Raw genomic sequence first — 18,206 nt, forward strand, 5'->3', positions numbered from 1 at the left:
GATGCCGACGGCTGTAGGGTCTGCGGCATTCTACCTACTTGAAGGCCTTTGGGGAGTCTCATGGATGTGACCGACCTGTTGGCCCGTGCTGTGGATGCAGGGGCTTCGGACCTGCACCTGGCGGCGGGTCAGATCCCGATGCTGCGCCTTGAGGGCGACTTGCAGCGCCTGGACATGCCGGCGTTGGTGCCGGCAGACCTGGCCGACGGCATGGCGGCCTTGCTGGCTGAACGCCAACGGCGGCAATGGGCAGAGGGCGATGAGCTGGACCTGGCGCTGCAGCTGCCCGCCCTGGGCCGTTTTCGGCTGAACCTGTTTCGCCAGTTGAACGGCCCTGCGGTTACCTTCCGGTTGATCCCGGGGCGGATCGCCACGGTCGGTGAACTCGACCTAGGGGATGTGTATCAAGCTGTTGCGCAGTGCACTGATGGCCTGGTCCTGGTAGGTGGGCCTACGGGCAGTGGCAAGTCCAGCACCCTGGCGACCTTGCTCGACCAACTGAACCGCGACCGGGCGCTGCATATCATCACCCTCGAAGACCCCGTCGAAGTTATCCACAGCAGCCAGCGCAGCCTGATCAATCAGCGTGAGATTGGCCGCCATAGCGGCGGGTTCGCCCAGGGGCTGCGCAGTGCGCTGCGCCAGGACCCTGATGTGATCATGATCGGTGAGCTACGGGACCTGGAATCCGTTCGCCTGGCCTTGCGCGCCGCCGAGACCGGGCACCTGGTGCTGGCGACCGTGCATACGCGCTCGGCGGCCAGCAGCATTGACCGATTGGTGGAGGTATTTGCTGCCGAGGAAAAACCGTTGGTGCGGGCAATGCTGGCCGAATCGTTACGCCTCGTGGTGGTGCAGACGCTGGTCCGGCGTGTGGACGGTGGGCGGGTGGCGGCGCGGGAAGTGCTGGTGGCGACGCCGGCGGTGCGCAACCTGGTTCGGGAGGGGCGAATGGCGCAGTTATGTTCGGTGATGCAGGGCGGGGCGTCGCAGGGGATGCGGACGATGGAAGGGGCGATGCGGGGGCTTAAGGAGAGCGGACTGATCAGAGGGTGATAGTGCATGCTCAGGCCTCTTCGCGGGCGTGCCCGCGAAGAGGCCGGGCGCTGTTAGCGCTTGGCCAGGTTCAGCTGCTGCTGTTCCTTCGGCAGCACCCGCTTGGCCACTACGTAGTGCTTCTGCCAGTACGGCTTGCTCAGGTTGTCGATGCTTACCCGCTTGCCACGCCGGGGTGCGTGGATGAAGCGGTCGTTGCCCAGGTAGATGGCAACATGGTTTACGCGGCGGCTCTTGATGTTGAAGAAGATCAGGTCACCAGGCTTCAGGTCACCCTTGGCTACCTTGACGCCGTGGCCCTGGGCCATGGCATTGGAGGTGCGCGGCAGGTCGACGTCAGCGACATCGTTGAAGGCGTATTTAACCAGCCCGCTGCAGTCAAAGCCTTTTTTCGGGCTGCTGCCACCCCAAACATAAGGGGTGCCGAGCACATTCACCGCACGGCTAAGCACATCGCTGCTCTGCTTCGGCGACATGGCAGCGACAGGCAAGCCGCGGTTGCTGGCGGCATTGCCTGGTCGCGTGCGCAGGGAGGTCTGTTTGACCGGCGCGTGTTTCACCGAGGCATTGGAGGTATAGCCGGTGAAACCATTAGGAAGACGTTGCTCACGATTGGTGGCGTGGGCGGCCAGGGGCAATAATAGGCAGAGGGTCAGCCATGTCTTGATCAAAGGCGGCATAGATGAAGCTCTTATGAATAGTTATGTGTTGGGCGCGCAACTTTATAACAGCTTTTTGATCAATCTTTGATCCGTTGGTCGATTGCCCAGGTGCCGTACGTCGGCCTGCAACGAGAAAGTCACATTTTTTTTTAGAAAATTTTCGGATAACCCACGAGGGCTATGCATGAACAGTTATCAACAGGGGGCGCCCTTTCACGACACCCATAGCAAGACCATCGGTTACCTGCTGTGGATTTTCGGCTTCACCGGGTCGCATCGGTTCTATTACGGCAAGCCGATTACCGGAACCCTCTGGTTCTTTACATTCGGCCTGCTGGGCATCGGTTGGCTGATCGACCTGTTTCTGATCCCGTCCATGGACCGTGAAGCCGATCTGCGGTTCCAGTCTGGTCGCATCGATTACAACATCGCCTGGGTTCTGCTGACCTTCCTTGGGGTGTTCGGCCTGCACCGGCTGTACCAGGGCAAATGGATCACCGCGATCATTTACTTCTTTACTGGCGGCTTGTTCCTGGTGGGGGTGCTGTACGACTTCTGGACATTGAACAGCCAGGTGTCCGAGCGCAACGCCTTGCGTTGAAATGCTTTGCGGGTAATGAAAAAGGCCTTGTCGCACCGAAGCGGCAAGGCCTTTTTTGTTGCTGGGTTACTGCCGGGTCTGCCGTTGTTGCAGCAGCAGGTTGGTGAACCCGGCCCCGGCCAGTTGCTTCTGCGCGCCGGTCAGTTGCTCGCGGTTGCTGAAGGGCCCGACCAGTACGCGGTACCAGGTCTCGTCCTTGACCGTACCCGACTCCACCTTCACCGACTGGCCCAGCAGGATGATCTGCGCGCGGACCTTGTCGGCATCGGCCTGCTTGCGGAACGAGCCGGCCTGCAGGAAATACTGGGTGGTCGCTGCCGGCTTGATCACCGGCGGGGGCGGTGGCGGGGTCTGGCCCAGCAATGCCGCCTGCGCGCGCGCGGTGTCGATCTTCGCAGCTTCTGCCGGCGTTACCGGGGTCACCGGCTGGGCGGGTACCGGTGGTGTCTTCTCGGGCACGGCCTCCGGTGGCACGATCACCTCGGACTCTGGCAGCAGCGTGTAGAAGTCATACTTCGGCTTCACGGGCTGCTGTGGGGTGGCCTGCGCAGGCTTGCTGGCTTCGGCCGCTTTCTCCACCTTCTGTTGCTCGGGCTTGGCGCGCTTGATGTCTTCGCCGCCTGGCTCGAGCTTCATCAGGAACACGATAAACGCGCCGACGGTGAGGCCGACGGCCATCCATACCCAACCAGGGATCGGCTGTTTGGCCGGCGCCGTCTGGCGGCTGGCGCCGCGTTTGGGGGCGGGTTTTTTCTTGGCAGCCAACTTACATGCGCTCCAGGGTTTCCAGGCCGAGCAGTTCCAGACCTTGTTTGAGGGTGCGGCCGGTCAGGGCGGCCAGACGCAGGCGGCTCTGCTGTTGTTCCGGGGTTTCGGCGGCCAGGATCGGGCAGTTCTCGTAGAAGCTGGAGAACAGGCCGGCCAGGTCGTACAGGTAGCTGCACAGCACATGCGGCGTGCCTTTTTCGGCGACGCTGTTGAGGGTTTCGCCAAACTGGGCCAGGCGCGCAGCCAGGTCCTGCTCGTGGGGGGCCTGCAGCACGATCTTGCCGTCGACTTCGTCAAAGCCCTTGCCCAGCTTGCGGAACACGCCGGCTACGCGGGTGTAGGCGTACAGCAGGTATGGAGCGGTGTTGCCTTCGAAGTTGAGCATCAGCTCGAAGTTGAAGCTGTAGTCGCTGGTGCGGTGCTTGGACAGGTCGGCGTACTTCACTGCGCCAATGCCCACCACTTCGCCGATGTGGCGCAGATCTTCGTCGGCCAGGCTCGGGTTCTTTTCCTTGACCAGCGCGTAGGCACGCTCCTTGGCCTCGGTGAGCAGGTCGATCAGCTTGACGGTGCCGCCGTCGCGGGTCTTGAACGGGCGGCCGTCGGCGCCGTTCATGGTGCCGAAGCCCATGTGCTCCATCTGCATCGGGTGGCCGACAAAGCCTGCGCGGCGGGCGACTTCGAACACCTGGTTAAAATGCAGGGCCTGGCGCTGGTCGACAAAGTACAGGGCGCGGTCAGCGTGGAGTACGTTGCTGCGGTAGCGCACGGCGGCCAGGTCGGTGGTGGCGTACAGGTAGCCGCCGTCGGCTTTCTGCACGATCACCGGCAGTGGTTCGCCTTCGCTGTTCTTGAATTCCTCGAGGAACACGCATTGGGCGCCTTGGTCCTCGACCAACAGGCCCTTGGCCTTGAGCTCGGCTACCACGTTGGCCAGGTCGTCGTTGTACGCGCTTTCGCCCATCACGTCGGCCATGGTCAGCTTGACGTTGAGCAGCTCGTAGGTCTTCTGGCAGTGCGACAGCGAAATGTCCTTGAAGCGTGTCCACAGGGCCAGGCACTCGGGGTCGCCGGCCTGCAGCTTGACCACCAGGCCACGGGCGCGATTGGCGAACTCTTCCGATTCGTCGAAGCGTTTCTTCGCCGCCCGGTAGAAGTTTTCCAGGTCTGACAGCTCGTCACTGGTGATCGGGTTTTCCTGCAGGTAGGCCATCAGCATGCCGAACTGGGTACCCCAGTCGCCGACGTGGTTCTGGCGAATGACGTTGTCACCCAAAAATTCCAGCACGCGTGCGACGCTGTCACCGATGATGGTCGAGCGTAGGTGGCCGACGTGCATCTCTTTGGCCAGGTTTGGCGCCGACATGTCGATGACGACCTTTTCGCTCGGGCCGGCCTTGCGCACGCCCAGGTGGTCATCGGCCAGGGCAGCATCCAGGCGGTTGGCCAAGGCGTCGGTGTTCTGGAAGAAGTTGAGGAAGCCGGGGCCAGCGATTTCCACCTTGCTGATGTCGGCGCTGGCCGGCAGGGCGGCGATCAGTTTTTCGGCCAGGTCGCGTGGCTTCATGCCTGCCTGCTTGGCCAGCATCATGGCGATGTTGCTGGCGAAGTCGCCGTGGGTCTTGTCCCGGGCGTTTTCCACCTGGATCGCCGGCGACAGCCCTTCAGGCAGCACACCGTCGGTGACGAGTTGGGTGAGGGCTTGCTGGATCAGCTGGCGAATGGTGTCTTTCATGGGGATCTCTTTTCGACCGCAAGCGCGGTGAGCGCCTGGATGCGCAGGTGGAAAAACTGGGCATTATCCGTTGCCGGGAGCGGGTTGCCAACCTTTGGGGCTGCAAAGCAGCGCCAGACGTCAATACAGGTCGACCGGGTCGACGTCCAGCGACCAACGTACCTGGCGCCCGCTGGGCATCTGCTCCAACACTAGCAACCAGGCGCTGATGAGTCGATGCAAAGGCGCCCGGGTATTGGCCTGTATCAACAGTTGCGCGCGGAAGCGCCCGGCGCGGCGCTCCATGGGCGCCGGCACCGGGCCCAGCAGTTCGATGCCCGGCAGGTGTTGCTCGGCGACCAGGCGCTCGGCGGCGGCGCAGGCTTCGTCGAGAAAGCCTTCGGCCTGCCCCGGCTTGTGCGCTTCGGCGCGTAGCAGGGCCAGGTGGGAGTAGGGCGGCAGCCCGGCGGCGCGGCGTTCGTCCAGGGCCTGTTCGGCAAAGGCGAAGTAGCCCTGCTCGGTAAGCTGCACCAACAGCGGGTGGTCGGCCAGGTGGGTCTGGATGATGACCTTGCCTGGCTCTTCGGCCCGCCCGGCCCTGCCGGCCACCTGCACGATCAGCTGCGCCATGCGCTCACTGGCGCGAAAATCACCCGAGAACAGCCCGCCATCGGCATCGAGGATGGCCACCAGGGTCACCCGGGGGAAATGGTGACCCTTGGCAAGCATCTGCGTACCGACAAGGATGCTCGGCTGGCCCCGCTGAATAGTCGTGAACAGGTTGTGCATGGCGTCTTTGCGCGCTGTGCTGTCGCGGTCCACCCGCAGGATCGGGTAGTCCGGAAACAGCACTTTCAGGCGCTCTTCGGCCCGCTCGGTGCCTGCGCCGACCGGGCGCAGGTCCACGTGGTTGCACTGCGGGCACTGGTGCGGCAGGCGTTCGTCATAGCCGCAGTGGTGGCAGCGCAGCACGCCAGAACGCTGGTGCACGGTCATGCGTGCATCACAGCGCGGGCACTCGGACAGCCAGCCACAATCGTGGCACAGCAAGGTAGGGGCGAAGCCGCGGCGGTTGAGGAACACCAGCACTTGCTGGCCTGCTTCCAGGGTCTGGCGGATGGCTTGTTGCAACGGGCCGCTGATGCCGCTGTCCAGTGGCAGGCTCTTTACATCCAGGCGCAACATGCGCGGCGGGCGGGCTCCGCCAGCGCGCTGGTTCATGCGCAGCAGGCGGTAACGGCCGGTAAGGGCGTTGTGCAGGGTTTCCAGCGACGGCGTGGCAGAGCCGAGCAGGATCGGGATGTTTTCCTGGTGGGCGCGCACCAGTGCCAGGTCGCGGGCGTGGTAGCGCAGCCCTTCCTGCTGTTTATAGGAGCCGTCGTGCTCCTCGTCGATGATGATCAGGCCGGGGTTTTTCATCGGTGTGAACAATGCCGAGCGGGTGCCGATGATGATGTCGGCTTCGCCGTCCCGGGCAGCCAGCCAGGCGTCCAGGCGCTCGCGGTCGTTCACTGCCGAATGCAGCAGGGCGATGCGGGCGTTGAAGCGTTGCTCGAAGCGCGCCAGGGTCTGTGGGCCGAGGTTGATCTCCGGAATCAGCACCAGCGCCTGTTTGCCGGCTTCCAGGGTTTCACGAATCAGCTGCAGGTAGACCTCGGTCTTGCCGCTACCAGTAACGCCCGCCAGCAGGAACGCGCCAAAGCCCCCAAAGCCTTCGCGCACAGCATCAAAGGCGTCGCGTTGCTCCTCGTTGAGCGGCAATTCCGGCTGCGCCAGCCAGTGTTCGTGGCGTAGCCCCGGCAGGTGCCGGCGTACTTCAATTTGTACCAGTTCCTTGGCCAACAGCAGGTCGAGGCTGTCCTTGTTCAGGTTGAGCTTGGCCAGCAGGCTGTGGGCCACGCCGTGTGGGTGCTGGGCCAGGGTCTTGAGCGCGTCGCGCTGGCGCGGCGCGCGGGCGATGCGCGGGTCTTCCAGGCGGGCGCCGGGGGCGACGTGCCAGAAGCGCTCCTGGCGCATCTCGGCGGGCTCGCCCTGGCGCAATAATGTCGGCAGGGCCCAGCTCAGGGTGTCGCCCAGGCTGTGCTGGTAGTACTGGGCGGTCCACAGGCACAGCTTGAACAGCGATGGCGGGATCGGTGATACCGGATCGAGCAGGGCGCTGGCCGGCTTGAGCTTGTCGGCGGGCACCTCGCTTTGCGCGCATACCTCCACCAGCACGCCGATCATTTCGCGGCGGCCGAATGGCACACGAATGCGCATGCCCGGGGTCAAGGCCTGGCGCGCCATGCTCGCGGGTGCCTTGTAGTCGAACAGGCGACGCAGCGGGGAGGGCAGGGCAAGGCGCAGGATGACGTCGGGCACGCGGAAGGTCTCGGAGGGCGTATCAAAGACTGGCGAGCCTAGCAGACGACGGCCGGTGCAAGCGACACCTTGCACTGACGCAGCGCTCTGGTATTATTTGCCGCCTAATTACGTGCGGTATTCAACAATTGGTGTTGGATGGCGGCACGCAGCTCGAGGAAGCGACCATGAAAGAAGGTATCCACCCGAACTATGAAGTAGTTGCAGTCACCTGCAGCTGCGGCAACAAGTTCGAAAGCCGTTCGACCCTGGGCAACACCCTGTCGATCGACGTTTGCAACCTGTGCCACCCGTTCTACACCGGTAAGCAGAAAGTCCTGGACACCGGTGGTCGCGTACAGAAGTTCGCCGATCGCTTCGGCATGTTCGGTGCCAAGAAGTAATCATGCGCATGGCGAACCCCTCGGGTTTCGCATTGCTGCACAAAAAAGCGTCCCTTGTGGGCGCTTTTTTTATGGGCGTCATCTGGCATTTCCCGGCGCTGGCGTTCTGCCCGCTGCCGCAGCAGGCGCAGCAAGTGGTTGTGCGCCAGGTAGTGGATGGCGATACCTTGCGCCTGGTTGATGGCCGCAGCGTGCGGCTGATCGGCATCAATGCTCCGGAAATTGGCCGCAAAGGGCGCACCAGCGAGCCCTATGCCGAGGCTGCCAGGCGGCGCCTCCAAGCATTGGTCAACGCCAGTGACGGGCGCATCGGGCTGGTACCGGGCGTTGAGGAAAAAGACAAGTATGGCCGCACACTGGCGCATATCTACGGCATCAGTGGGGACAATATTGAAGCACGGTTGCTCAGCGAGGGTTTGGGCTACCGGGTGGCAGTTGCCCCCAATGTAAGCCTCAGCGGCTGCCAGCAGGTTGCCGAGCAAGCAGCGCGCAAGGCCGGCAATGGTGTGTGGCGGCGCTCGCCTGTGGTGGCTGCAGCCGATGTCAGGCAGTCGGGTTTCGCGGTGGTCAGTGGCCGCATCAAGGGTGTCGAGCGCAACCGTGGCGGGGTCTGGTTGACCCTGGACGAGGCTGTTGTGCTACAGGTTCCCACTCGTCTGCAACGCAACTTCCCCGCCAGCTTCTTCGATAATCTCAAGGGACGCCAGGTCGAAGCGCGTGGCTGGGTGCTGGATCGTTCCCGCAAGGGCGGCCTCAAGCCTGGGCAGCGACGCTGGGTATTGCCATTGACCGATCCGAGCATGTTGGAGCGTTTTTCAGGCTAAAAGATGTAGACATTTCGCTATTGGATTGTACACACTGTGAGCCGTATGCCCCCGTGGGTTATAGCGTAAAGTCGTAGGCTAAAGGCCTTGACACAAGTGACCGACCAGTCTTGTGACTCCCCGGCTCTTTGCGTATCCTCGGCGGTCCGTCAGAACAGTAAATAGCGGAATGCCCACCATGTCAGACCTGAAAACCGCCGCTCTCGAATATCACGCTCACCCTCGTCCGGGGAAACTGAGCGTCGAACTCTCCAAGCCCACTGCCACCGCCCGTGATCTCGCCCTGGCCTACAGCCCAGGTGTTGCTGAGCCCGTGCGTGAAATTGGCCGTGATCCAGAGCTGGCTTACAAATACACCGGTAAAGGTAACCTGGTTGCGGTGATTTCCGATGGCACCGCCATCCTCGGTCTGGGTGACCTCGGCCCACTGGCTTCCAAGCCGGTCATGGAAGGCAAGGGTGTTCTGTTCAAGCGTTTCGCGGGTATTGACGTGTTCGACATCGAAGTCGAATCGGAAAGCCCACAAGCGTTCATCGACACTGTCCGCCGCATCTCGATCACCTTCGGTGGCATCAACCTTGAAGACATCAAGGCGCCAGAGTGCTTCGAAATCGAGCGCACCCTGATTGAACAGTGCGACATCCCGGTGTTCCACGATGACCAGCACGGTACCGCCATCGTTACCGCGGCCGGCATGATCAACGCCCTGGAAATCGCCGGCAAAAAGCTCGAAGACGCCAAGATCGTCTGCCTGGGTGCCGGTGCTGCCGCCATCTCCTGCATGAAGCTGCTGGTGAGCATGGGTGGCAAGGTCGAAAACATCTTCATGATCGACCGCAGCGGTGTCATCCACGCTGGCCGTGACGACCTGAACCAGTACAAGGCACAGTTCGCTCACGCTACCGACAAGCGCACCCTGGCTGACGCACTCGACGGTGCGGACGTGTTCGTAGGCCTGTCCGGCCCGAACCTGCTCAGCCCGGAAGGCCTGAAGTCGATGGCTGCCAACCCGATCGTGTTCGCCTGCTCGAACCCGGACCCGGAAATTTCGCCAGAGCTGGCGCACGCCACTCGCAGCGACGTGATCATGGCTACCGGTCGTTCCGACTACCCGAACCAGGTCAACAACGTACTGGGCTTCCCGTTCATCTTCCGTGGTGCTCTGGACGTTCGTGCCAAGCGTATCAACGAAGAAATGAAGATCGCCGCGGCCATCGCCCTGAAAGACCTGGCCAAGCTGCCAGTGCCGAAGGAAGTGTGCGAAGCCTACGGTGTCGAAGGCCTGGAGTTCGGTCGTGAGTACATCATTCCGAAGCCGCTGGACGCACGCCTGATCACTGTCGTTTCCGACGCTGTGGCCAAGGCCGCTATCGAATCCGGTGTGGCTACCCTGCCGTATCCGAAGCACTACCCGCTCACCAGCGTGGATGACGTGTTCAAGGGCTGATTACCCCACCCCTGTCGCGACACAAAAAGCCCCGGCTCACATGAGCCGGGGCTTTTTGTTGGGGCGTTGGAATGCGTCAGGGCTGCCAGGTGTTCGTCAGGGTACTTGTGGCGCCTATGAGACCGAGCGCCGCCCGCGCGACGCAAGGCCGCTCCCACATTTGTTGCAACGTGGCCATGTCTGTGAGGCCATGGTTGTCAGCCTTGCTGGCATGACTGGATTTGGAGGTGGGCATTGATGCCGCCCTGCCTGTCTCAAGGCATGCACCCAGGCGGGCAACCATGGCTTGGCAGGTTCGGCACGTTGCAACAGATGTGGGAGCGGCCTTGCGTCGCGATGCGCCGCGCGGGCGGCGCTCGATTCACGCGCCCACGCAAAACCTGAGTCAGGCGCCCTGCCTTAAAACAGATCCATCGGCGCCGCTTCATCGGCCGGCAGCGGGCTGCCCGGTGCTGCGCCATTGCCCAGTTCGTCCACCGAGGGTGGCGAATCTTCGGCCTTGAACAGCTCGAAGAAGGCATTCGGCGTGCTCGGGGAGGCAGCACGGCCGCTGACCGGGTCGACGCGCAAGCTGAGGATGCCTTCAGGTTCTGCTGGCGCATGCGCCGGCTTGTCCTTGAGTGCCGCGCCCATGAAGCTCATCCAGATCGGCAGCGCCGCCGTGCCACCGTACTCGCGGCGGCCGAGGGTTTCCGGCTGATCGAAACCGACCCATACCGTGGTCACATAATCGGCGTTGTAGCCGGAGAACCAGGCATCTTTGGACTCGTTGGTAGTGCCCGTCTTGCCTGCCAGATCGGTGCGGCCCAGGGCCAGCGCCCGGCGCCCGGTACCGCGTTTGATCACGTCTTGCAGCATGCTGGTGAGGATATAGGTGGTGCGCCCGTCGATGATCTGTTCGGCCACAGCCGGCGCTTGCGGTGCAGCGGCCACCTGGTTGAAGGCAGAAGGTGCCTCACCTGGCATGGCCGCGGTGCTGATCGGCTGCTCGGGAGCCGCCAGGCCAGCCTGATCCTGGGCCCCTTGGGGGACGCGGGCCGGGTTGGCGGTGAACAGTGTTTCGCCGCTGCGGCTTTCGATGCGCTCGATCAGGTATGGGCTGATCTTGTAGCCGCCGTTGGCGAAGGTGCTCCAGCCTGTGGCGATTTCCATAGGGGTCAGGGTGGCGGTGCCCAAGGCCAGCGACAGGTTGCGCGGCAGGTCCTGCTTGTTGAAACCGAACTTGGCGATGTAGTCGATGGTGCGGTCTACACCCATGGCCTGCAGCAGGCGAATCGACACCAGGTTGCGCGACTTGTACAGGGCTTCGCGCATGCGGATCGGGCCGAGGAAGGTGTTGGTGTCGTTCTTCGGTCGCCATACTTTGTCCACGGATTCGTCGACGAACACGATCGGCGCATCGTTGACCAGAGTGGATGCGGTGTAGCCGCTGTCCAGTGCGGCGCTGTAGATGAACGGCTTGAAGCTCGAACCCGGCTGACGCTTGGCCTGCATGGCGCGGTTGTAGTTGCTCTGCTCGAACGAGAAGCCGCCAACCAGCGCACGAATGGCACCGTTGTAAGGGTCGAGGGTGACCAGCGCACTTTGCGCGCCAGGCACCTGGCTGAACTTGAGCTTGCCGTCTTCCAGGCGCTGCAGGCGTACCAGGTCACCGACCTGTGCCACGTCGGCCGGCGATTGTGGTGCGCGGCCCTGGGCGTTGCTGTTGATGAACGGGCGCGCCCACTTCATGGTGTCCCAGGCCACTTCGGCTTGCTGGCCGTCCCGGGTCAGTACCTGGAGGCCGGTTTTATCGACATGGGTAACGATGGCCGGTTCCAGGCCACCCAAGGTGCGCTGCTTGCCCAGTTCCTGTAGCCAGGCTGCCTGGGTACGCCCCGGAAAGCGTGCTTCGGGGCCGCGGTAGCCGTGGCGCTCATCGTAGTCGGACAGGCCTTTGAGGATGGCCTTGTTGGCCATTTCCTGCATGTCGCTGGGCACCGTGGTGGTAACGCGGAAACCTTCGGTGTAGGCCTCGCTGCCGTAGCGCCCGACCATTTCGGCGCGGGCCATTTCGGCGATGTAAGGCGCATTCACCTCAGGCGTCGGCACGTGGTAGCTGGCATTGAGCGGCTCAGCCAGGGCCGCCTGGTAGCTGGCCTGGTCGATCTTGCCCAGCTTGTACATGCGGCCGAGGATCCAGTCGCGGCGCTCCTTGGCGCGCACCGGGTTGGCCAGCGGGTTGAAGCGTGACGGTGCCTTGGGCAGGCCGGCGATCATCGCCATCTGCGCCAGGCTCACGTCGCGGATCGATTTGCCGTAGTACACCTGCGCGGCGGCGTCGATGCCGTAGGCGCGGTTGCCCAGGTAGATCTTGTTCACGTAAAGCTCAAGGATTTCGTCCTTGGTCAGCTCACGTTCGATCTGCAGTGCCAACAGGATTTCGTTGGTCTTGCGCGAGAAGCTGCGTTCGCTGGTGAGGAAGAAGTTTTTCGCCACCTGCATGGTGATGGTGCTGCCGCCGGTCTGGATATGCCCGGTTTTCACCAGCTGGGTCGCCGCGCGCATCAGGCTGCTGGGGTCGACACCATAGTGATTGAGGAAATTGTCGTCCTCGGCTGACAGAAGCGCCTGAATGAACTGTGGCGGAATTTCTGCGAAGCGGATCGGCGAACGACGCATTTCGCCGAACTCGGCAATCAGCTTGCCGTCGCTGCTGTACACCCTGAGGGGGATCTGCAACTGGATGCTTCTGAGGGACTCGACCGAGGGCAGGCTGGGGCTAAGATACAGAAACGCACCGCTCACACCGAGTACGAGCGCGCAAATGACGGCGACGGAAGACCACCAGAAGAACTTCAGCAGGCGTATCAAGGCTTTTCGGTGTCCAGGTTGGGAGTGAGTTGCACGCAGGTCCGGCGGACCAGAAAACGCTGGGCATTATAAGCATTTTTTCGCCCCTCCGGGTTACCGGCCAGGCTGTCCGTCGCCTCGATGGGCAGGCCGGGCCTGGTGTTGACGCGGGGTTGCGACAGACCGCTGCACCACGCAGCAAGGAAGCCGCGATGCTAGGACGCTTCGGCAAGGATGCCAGTTCAATCGTGGGGGTGGAAATCGCCCCTGACGCTGTTCGTGTTGTGCAACTGCAGCGGCGCAGTCGGCGCTACAGGGTACTTGCATCGGCACAAGAACCATTTGAATCCGCAGCTGGCAAGGATTGGGTCGCAGAGCCCGATGCCGTGGTGGCTGCCTTGCGCCGTGCCTACCTGCGTAGCGGCCTCAGGCAGCACCGGATAGCGTTGGCGTTACCGGCCAGCCAGGTGATCTGCAAGCGGTGCCATGTGCCGATGGAGCAGGTCGGGGCTGAACTGGAGACGCAATTGCTGGCCGATGCCGAGCGGCTGTTTCCATTTCCATTGGAGGACCTGGCCTTGGACTTTCAGGTCTTGGGGGCATCCGGAACGCAACCGGGGTGCGCCGAACTGATGGTGGCCGCGTGTCGGCAAAGTGCCTTGGCGTCACTGGATGCCATCGTCGAGGCGGCCGGGTTGCAACTGGAGGCCATCGAGGTCGACAACATTGCCTTGTGCCGCATGTTGCCCGTGGGCTGCCTTGAAGGTTCGGCGCTGCTGCGGGTCGAAGCGCACAGCGCAGTGCTTTATGACTGGCAGCCTGGCCGGCCTTACCAGCGTCGTGAACTAAACATGCAGGGGCTGAAGGGCATGGCGCAGTTGCCGGAGCACCTGCACGCGCTGCTTGCCGATGCGCAGTTGCCGGCGGGCCTGTGGATTACCAGTGGCTCATCGGTGGAGCCTGGCGTGTTGCAAAACCTTGGCCGCCAGCTGAATACGCCGTGCAGGCACTTGCCTGGCCTGAAAGGGTTGGAGCACGTTGACGGCACGATGGTCCTGGCGTGCGCCCTGGCACTTGGAGGGTTGCACCCATGATACGGCTTAACCTGCTGCCTTGGCGGGAACGGCAGCGCGAGGCGGCGCTCAGCCGCTTTCGCACCCAGCTGGTTGCCGGCGCACTGCTAGCGCTGTGTGCCGTGACCCTGGTCGACCAGTTGGCCCGACAGCGCGGTCAGCAGCAGGCGCTGGTCAATGCCCAGCACCAGGCCGCCCTTGAGGTGCTGGCCGAGCAACTGCAGCCGCTGGCAGATGTGCGTGCGCAGCATGATGCACTCAATGCCCGTGCAGCTGCACTCGAAAGCTTGCGCGCCCAGCAGGGGGTGCTGGGTAATGTGTTCGCTGAGATCGAAGGGGCGCTGCCGGTCGGGGTCCAGCTACTCGACCTCAGCTTTGAAAACGGCCATCTGCAGGTGACTGGGCTGGCTGCCTCTGGCGCCTTGGTTGCGCAGTTCATGCGCGATCTGGAGCGATCGGGTGTGCTGCTCGATCTGACGCTCAAGCGTGTCAGGAGCATGCCGGCTGGCGATGAGTTTCTGCTGGCTACGCGTGTTGCGGCGTTCTGGTCGTGAAAGCAGCGCAGGTCTTTGCCTGGTGGGCGGTTGCCGAACGTTCCAGAAGCATCAGGCTCATCGCCCCAGTGCTGGTGGCCGGGATGGTGTTCGGCCTGGGTTGCGCGCTTCGCCTGCCGGCAGGGTTGCAGCAGCAGGCACAGGAAGCGGCCCGGCAGGCCACATTGAACGAGCAGCAAGCAGCCAGTGCGGCAAAGCTGGAGGAGCTGCAGCGATTGCGGGCGTCTCTGGCTTTTGCCGAACGGCGGTTGCTGGAGGCTCACTGGCACCTGGCCGCCGGGGAAGGCATGAGTGAGCTGGTTGACCGCCTGGCGGCTTCGGGGCATGCACATGGCTTGCTGGTTGAGCGGTTCGACGTGCAGGAAGTCGAGCAACAGGCAGGCTATTGGAAAGTGCCGTTGCAGGTGCAGGTGGTGGGCCGGTACATGGATTTGCGCCAGTGGCTGGGTGACTGGCTGGGCCAGGCACGCCTGCTGCGCAGCGGTGACATGAAACTGGCCGCCGTCGCGGGGCAGCCCGGGCTTTTGCGTCTGCAACTGCAGGTAGATGCGTTTCAGGCCTCAGCGCCCGTACCGACACCTGAGGTGCTTGCGCTTATGCCGGCCAAGGCCGCCACGCCAGTGCCTGGGGTCGATCCCTTCGCCCCTGGGGCGATACGAGTGGCCGGTTCCGGTCTGGGCAGCGTGCCACTGGCACAGCTGGAAATGGTCGGCAGCCTGTCGCGAGGGGCGGCCCATGAGGCGCTGCTGATGGCGGCTGGCAGGCTCTACCGCGTGCGGGCGGGTGAGCGCTTGGGGCGTAACCACGGAGTGGTGGCGCGGGTCGATCAAGGTCAGGTCGAAGTGCGAGAACGGTTATTCATGGCGGGGGTGTGGCATGAGCGTACGGCGTTCATCACCCTGGCAAAGCGCCCGGGCAAGGAGGCCCCGAACCAGAATGAAGAACGTGATGAAATGGGTGTTGGCGGCCCTGCTGCCGATCCCGCTGGTGTGGGCGACGCCGTATCAGGGTGAGCCACTGTCTTTGAATTTCCAGGATGTAGAGGTTCGCTCGGTGCTGCAGGTGCTGGCCGATTACGCGGGCATCAATCTGGTTGCCAGCGATGACGTGCAGGGCAACGTGACCTTGCGTTTGCAGGACGTGCCCTGGGATCAGGCGCTTGACCTGGTGCTGCGCAGCAAGGGCCTGGCACAGCGGCACGAAGGCAATGTGTTGCTGGTGGCCCCTGCGGCAGCGTTTGCCCCGCAGCCGTTCGATGCCCATCCGGTGCCGGATGCGCAGATGCAGCCGTTACGCCGTGAACTGATACCGATCCATCATGCCAAGGCGGCGGAGCTGGTTGAGTTGTTGCTGACCAGCCTGGCGGATGACAGCACCTTCACCGTTCGTGGCAGCCTGGGTGTCGATGAGCGCACCAATACCCTGGTGGCGCATCAGCCGGCCGATCGCCTGGCCGAATTGCGGCAACTGGTTACGCAGCTGGACGTGCCGGTGCGCCAGGTGGCGATCGAGGCGCGTATCGTCGAGGCCAACGTCGACTACGAGAAAAGCCTGGGGGTGCGCTGGGGCGGGCCGCTGTACGGGGAAAGCCTGCGCCCGGGCAAGGAACTGTTCGTCGACCTCGGCGTGGAGCGGGCGGGCAGCAGCGTCGGCCTGGGCCTGCTGCGCGGTGACGTGTTGCTCGACCTGGAACTCAGCGCCATGGAAAAAAGCGGCAACGGCGAGATCATCTCGCAGCCCAAGGTGGTCACGGCCGACAAGGAAACGGCCAGGATCCTCAAGGGCACCGAGGTGCCCTACCAGGAAACCAGCCAGAGTGGCGCCACCTCGGTCGCCTTCCGCGAAGCCTCGCTTTCGCTGGAGGTGACCCCGCAGATTACACCTGACAACAAGGTAATCATGGCTGTCAGGGTGACCAAGGACGAGCCTGATTACGTCAATGCCGTGAACAACGTACCGCCGATCCGCAAGAACGAGGTCAATGCCAAGGTTCGTGTGGCTGACGGCGAAACGATCGTGATCGGTGGCGTGTACTCGACTTCGCAAAACAATGTGGTCGACAAGGTGCCATTTTTTGGCGATCTGCCGTATGTTGGGCGGCTGTTTCGACGCGATGTATTACAAGAGAAAAAATCCGAGCTGCTGGTCTTCCTGACTCCGCGTATCATGAGTGACCAGGCGATTGCTGTGAGTCGTTGATTCTGTGCGAAATTTGATACTTGTGGGACCCATGGGCGCTGGTAAAAGCACCATTGGACGCCTATTGGCCAAAGAGCTGCGCCTGCTGTTCAAGGATTCCGACAAGGAAATCGAACTGCGATGCGGCGCCAACATCCCGTGGATTTTCGACAAGGAAGGCGAGCCAGGTTTCCGTGAGCGCGAGCAGGCGATGATCGCCGAACTGTGCGCACTCGACGGCGTGGTTCTGGCGACCGGCGGTGGCGCGGTGATGCGCGAAGCCAACCGCCAGGCATTGCGCCGGGGTGGTCGGGTTATCTACCTGCATGCTTCGGTGGAGCAGCAGGTTGGCCGTACCGCGCGTGATCGCAATCGCCCGCTCCTGCGCACCGCCAACCCCGAGGCCACCCTGCGCGCCCTGCTGGAAGCCCGCGACCCGCTCTACCGCGAGATCGCCGACGTGGTGGTGGAAACCGACGAGCGGCCGCCCCGCATGGTGGTGATCGATATTCTCGAGCGCTTGCAGCAGTTGCCGCCCCGTTAGCCCGGGTCTATTCTCGGCCACCAGCGCCGAGGCGAGGTTCAACGTTAGCGCGTGGTTGCCCGAACGGCGCCGCGCCCAAGTACATTGTGGGGATACATGCAGACACTTAAGGTCGACCTGGGCGAGCGCAGCTACCCGATCTACATTGGCGAAGGCCTGCTGGGCCAGCCCGAGCTGCTGGCGCCGCACATTGCCGGCCGGCAAGTCGCCATCGTTTCCAACGAGACCGTCGCACCCCTGTATCTCGAACGCCTGAGCAACACCCTCGGCGCCTACTCGGTGCTGTCGGTGATATTGCCCGATGGCGAAGCCCACAAGAACTGGGAAACCCTGCAACTGATCTTCGATGGCCTGCTGACAGCTCGCCATGATCGTCGCACAACCGTGGTTGCCCTGGGCGGCGGCGTGATCGGTGACATGGCCGGCTTCGCTGCCGCCTGCTACCAGCGCGGTGTCGACTTCATCCAGGTGCCGACCACCCTGCTTTCCCAGGTTGACTCTTCGGTGGGCGGCAAGACCGGTATCAACCACCCGTTGGGCAAGAACATGGTCGGTGCCTTCTATCAGCCCAATGCGGTGCTGATCGATACAACCAGCCTTAAAACCCTGCCAGCGCGCGAACTGTCGGCCGGCCTGGCGGAAGTGATCAAGTACGGTCTGATCTGCGACAAGCCGTTTCTCGCCTGGCTCGAAGATAATATGCAAGCCCTGCGCGCCCTCGACTCGGCAGCCCTGACCGAGGCCATCCGCCGCTCGTGCGCGGCCAAGGCCGCAGTGGTGGGTGCCGATGAGCGTGAGTCCGGCGTGCGGGCCACGCTGAACCTGGGGCATACCTTCGGGCATGCCATCGAGACCCATATGGGCTACGGCGTCTGGCTGCACGGCGAAGCCGTGGCGGCGGGCACGGTGATGGCCCTGGAAATGTCCATGCGCCTTGGCTGGATCGACCAGGCCGAGCGTGATCGCGGGATCCGCCTGTTGCAGGACGCAGGTTTGCCGGTGGTGCCACCACAGGAAATGACCCCGGCGCATTTCATGGAGCACATGGCGGTCGACAAGAAAGTGATCGACGGACGCTTGCGTCTGGTGCTGTTGCGCCAGATGGGCGAGGCCGTTGTGACCGACGACTATCCGAAAGAGATTCTTCAGGCCACGCTGTCGGCGGATTACCGCGCGATCGTGGCCCAGCTTTGAGGTTGTGACAGCGCA

At 63.1% G+C, this 18,206-nt stretch carries 16 protein-coding genes; 11 read left to right on the forward strand and 5 right to left on the reverse strand.

Going from position 1 to position 18,206, the window contains the following annotated elements; genetic code table 11:
- Positions 1-60 precede the first annotated feature (60 nt).
- Positions 61-1,056 (forward strand): PilT/PilU family type 4a pilus ATPase, encoded by a 996-nt coding sequence (locus J3A71_RS01520; RefSeq protein WP_016489636.1) that lies wholly within the window; start codon positions 61-63, stop codon positions 1,054-1,056.
- A gap of 53 nt (positions 1,057-1,109) precedes the next feature.
- On the opposite strand, the gene J3A71_RS01525 is transcribed toward J3A71_RS01520, so the two are convergent.
- The gene (locus J3A71_RS01525) at positions 1,110-1,736 is read right to left on the reverse strand and encodes a C40 family peptidase (protein ID WP_016489635.1); all 627 of its coding nucleotides are present in this window, start codon (positions 1,734-1,736) and stop codon (positions 1,110-1,112) included.
- Positions 1,737-1,902: 166 nt separating this feature from the next.
- On the opposite strand from J3A71_RS01525, the gene J3A71_RS01530 reads away from it, so the two are divergent.
- Entirely contained in the window at positions 1,903-2,319 is a 417-nt protein-coding gene (locus J3A71_RS01530; RefSeq protein ID WP_016489634.1) for a TM2 domain-containing protein, read from the forward strand.
- A 66-nt stretch (positions 2,320-2,385) separates the two neighbouring features.
- On the opposite strand, the gene J3A71_RS01535 is transcribed toward J3A71_RS01530, so the two are convergent.
- The 3 genes from J3A71_RS01535 to J3A71_RS01545 form a co-directional block, all read right to left on the reverse strand.
- Positions 2,386-3,084 (reverse strand): SPOR domain-containing protein, encoded by a 699-nt coding sequence (locus J3A71_RS01535; RefSeq protein ID WP_016489633.1) that lies wholly within the window; start codon positions 3,082-3,084, stop codon positions 2,386-2,388.
- A 1-nt stretch (position 3,085) separates the two neighbouring features.
- Positions 3,086-4,822, reverse strand: a complete 1,737-nt coding sequence (gene argS, locus J3A71_RS01540) for an arginine--tRNA ligase (protein ID WP_016489632.1) — start codon at positions 4,820-4,822, stop codon at positions 3,086-3,088.
- Between the two features lie 120 nt (positions 4,823-4,942).
- A complete protein-coding gene (locus J3A71_RS01545; RefSeq protein ID WP_070086782.1) occupies positions 4,943-7,162 on the reverse strand; it encodes a primosomal protein N' in 2,220 nt (739 codons plus the stop codon).
- 167 nt (positions 7,163-7,329) lie between these two features.
- Here J3A71_RS01545 and rpmE point away from each other — a divergent pair, with 167 nt between their 5' ends.
- The 3 genes from rpmE (at position 7,330) to J3A71_RS01560 (ending at position 9,816) form a co-directional block, all read left to right on the forward strand.
- On the forward strand, positions 7,330-7,545 hold the full coding sequence (gene rpmE, locus J3A71_RS01550; protein ID WP_016489630.1) for a 50S ribosomal protein L31: 216 nt from the start codon (positions 7,330-7,332) through the stop codon (positions 7,543-7,545).
- Between the two features lie 2 nt (positions 7,546-7,547).
- The gene (locus J3A71_RS01555; RefSeq protein WP_095116161.1) at positions 7,548-8,369 is read left to right on the forward strand and encodes a thermonuclease family protein; all 822 of its coding nucleotides are present in this window, start codon (positions 7,548-7,550) and stop codon (positions 8,367-8,369) included.
- Positions 8,370-8,547: 178 nt separating this feature from the next.
- The gene (locus tag J3A71_RS01560) at positions 8,548-9,816 is read left to right on the forward strand and encodes a malic enzyme-like NAD(P)-binding protein (protein WP_024717569.1); all 1,269 of its coding nucleotides are present in this window, start codon (positions 8,548-8,550) and stop codon (positions 9,814-9,816) included.
- Positions 9,817-10,215: 399 nt separating this feature from the next.
- Here the strand turns inward: J3A71_RS01560 and J3A71_RS01565 are convergent, their stop codons facing one another.
- On the reverse strand, positions 10,216-12,669 hold the full coding sequence (locus tag J3A71_RS01565; protein ID WP_016489627.1) for a penicillin-binding protein 1A: 2,454 nt from the start codon (positions 12,667-12,669) through the stop codon (positions 10,216-10,218).
- A 191-nt stretch (positions 12,670-12,860) separates the two neighbouring features.
- Between J3A71_RS01565 and pilM the strand changes: the two genes are divergently transcribed.
- The 6 genes from pilM (at position 12,861) to aroB (ending at position 18,191) form a co-directional block, all read left to right on the forward strand.
- Positions 12,861-13,742, forward strand: a complete 882-nt coding sequence (pilM, locus tag J3A71_RS01570) for a pilus assembly protein PilM (RefSeq protein WP_023048611.1) — start codon at positions 12,861-12,863, stop codon at positions 13,740-13,742.
- Positions 13,739-14,275 carry a PilN domain-containing protein gene (locus tag J3A71_RS01575; protein ID WP_096426873.1) on the forward strand — a complete coding sequence of 179 codons (537 nt, stop codon included), beginning with the start codon at positions 13,739-13,741 and terminating at the stop codon, positions 14,273-14,275. The genes pilM and J3A71_RS01575 overlap by 4 nt, the downstream gene beginning before the upstream one ends.
- Complete coding sequence (locus tag J3A71_RS01580) at positions 14,272-15,288, forward strand: pilus assembly protein PilP (RefSeq protein ID WP_095116155.1); 1,017 nt, start codon at positions 14,272-14,274, stop codon at positions 15,286-15,288. The genes J3A71_RS01575 and J3A71_RS01580 overlap by 4 nt, the downstream gene beginning before the upstream one ends.
- On the forward strand, positions 15,212-16,474 hold the full coding sequence (locus J3A71_RS01585; protein WP_016489623.1) for a secretin N-terminal domain-containing protein: 1,263 nt from the start codon (positions 15,212-15,214) through the stop codon (positions 16,472-16,474). Before J3A71_RS01580 ends, J3A71_RS01585 begins: the two co-directional genes overlap by 77 nt.
- A gap of 4 nt (positions 16,475-16,478) precedes the next feature.
- The gene (gene aroK / locus J3A71_RS01590; RefSeq protein ID WP_024717571.1) at positions 16,479-16,997 is read left to right on the forward strand and encodes a shikimate kinase AroK; all 519 of its coding nucleotides are present in this window, start codon (positions 16,479-16,481) and stop codon (positions 16,995-16,997) included.
- Positions 16,998-17,093: 96 nt separating this feature from the next.
- The gene (gene aroB, locus J3A71_RS01595; protein WP_024717572.1) at positions 17,094-18,191 is read left to right on the forward strand and encodes a 3-dehydroquinate synthase; all 1,098 of its coding nucleotides are present in this window, start codon (positions 17,094-17,096) and stop codon (positions 18,189-18,191) included.
- The last annotated feature ends 15 nt before the right edge of the window (positions 18,192-18,206 follow it).

Origin of the sequence: Pseudomonas sp. PvP089, from assembly GCF_017875165.1 — a bacterium.
In the GTDB taxonomy this organism is placed as follows: Bacteria; Pseudomonadota; Gammaproteobacteria; order Pseudomonadales; family Pseudomonadaceae; genus Aquipseudomonas; species Aquipseudomonas fortuita.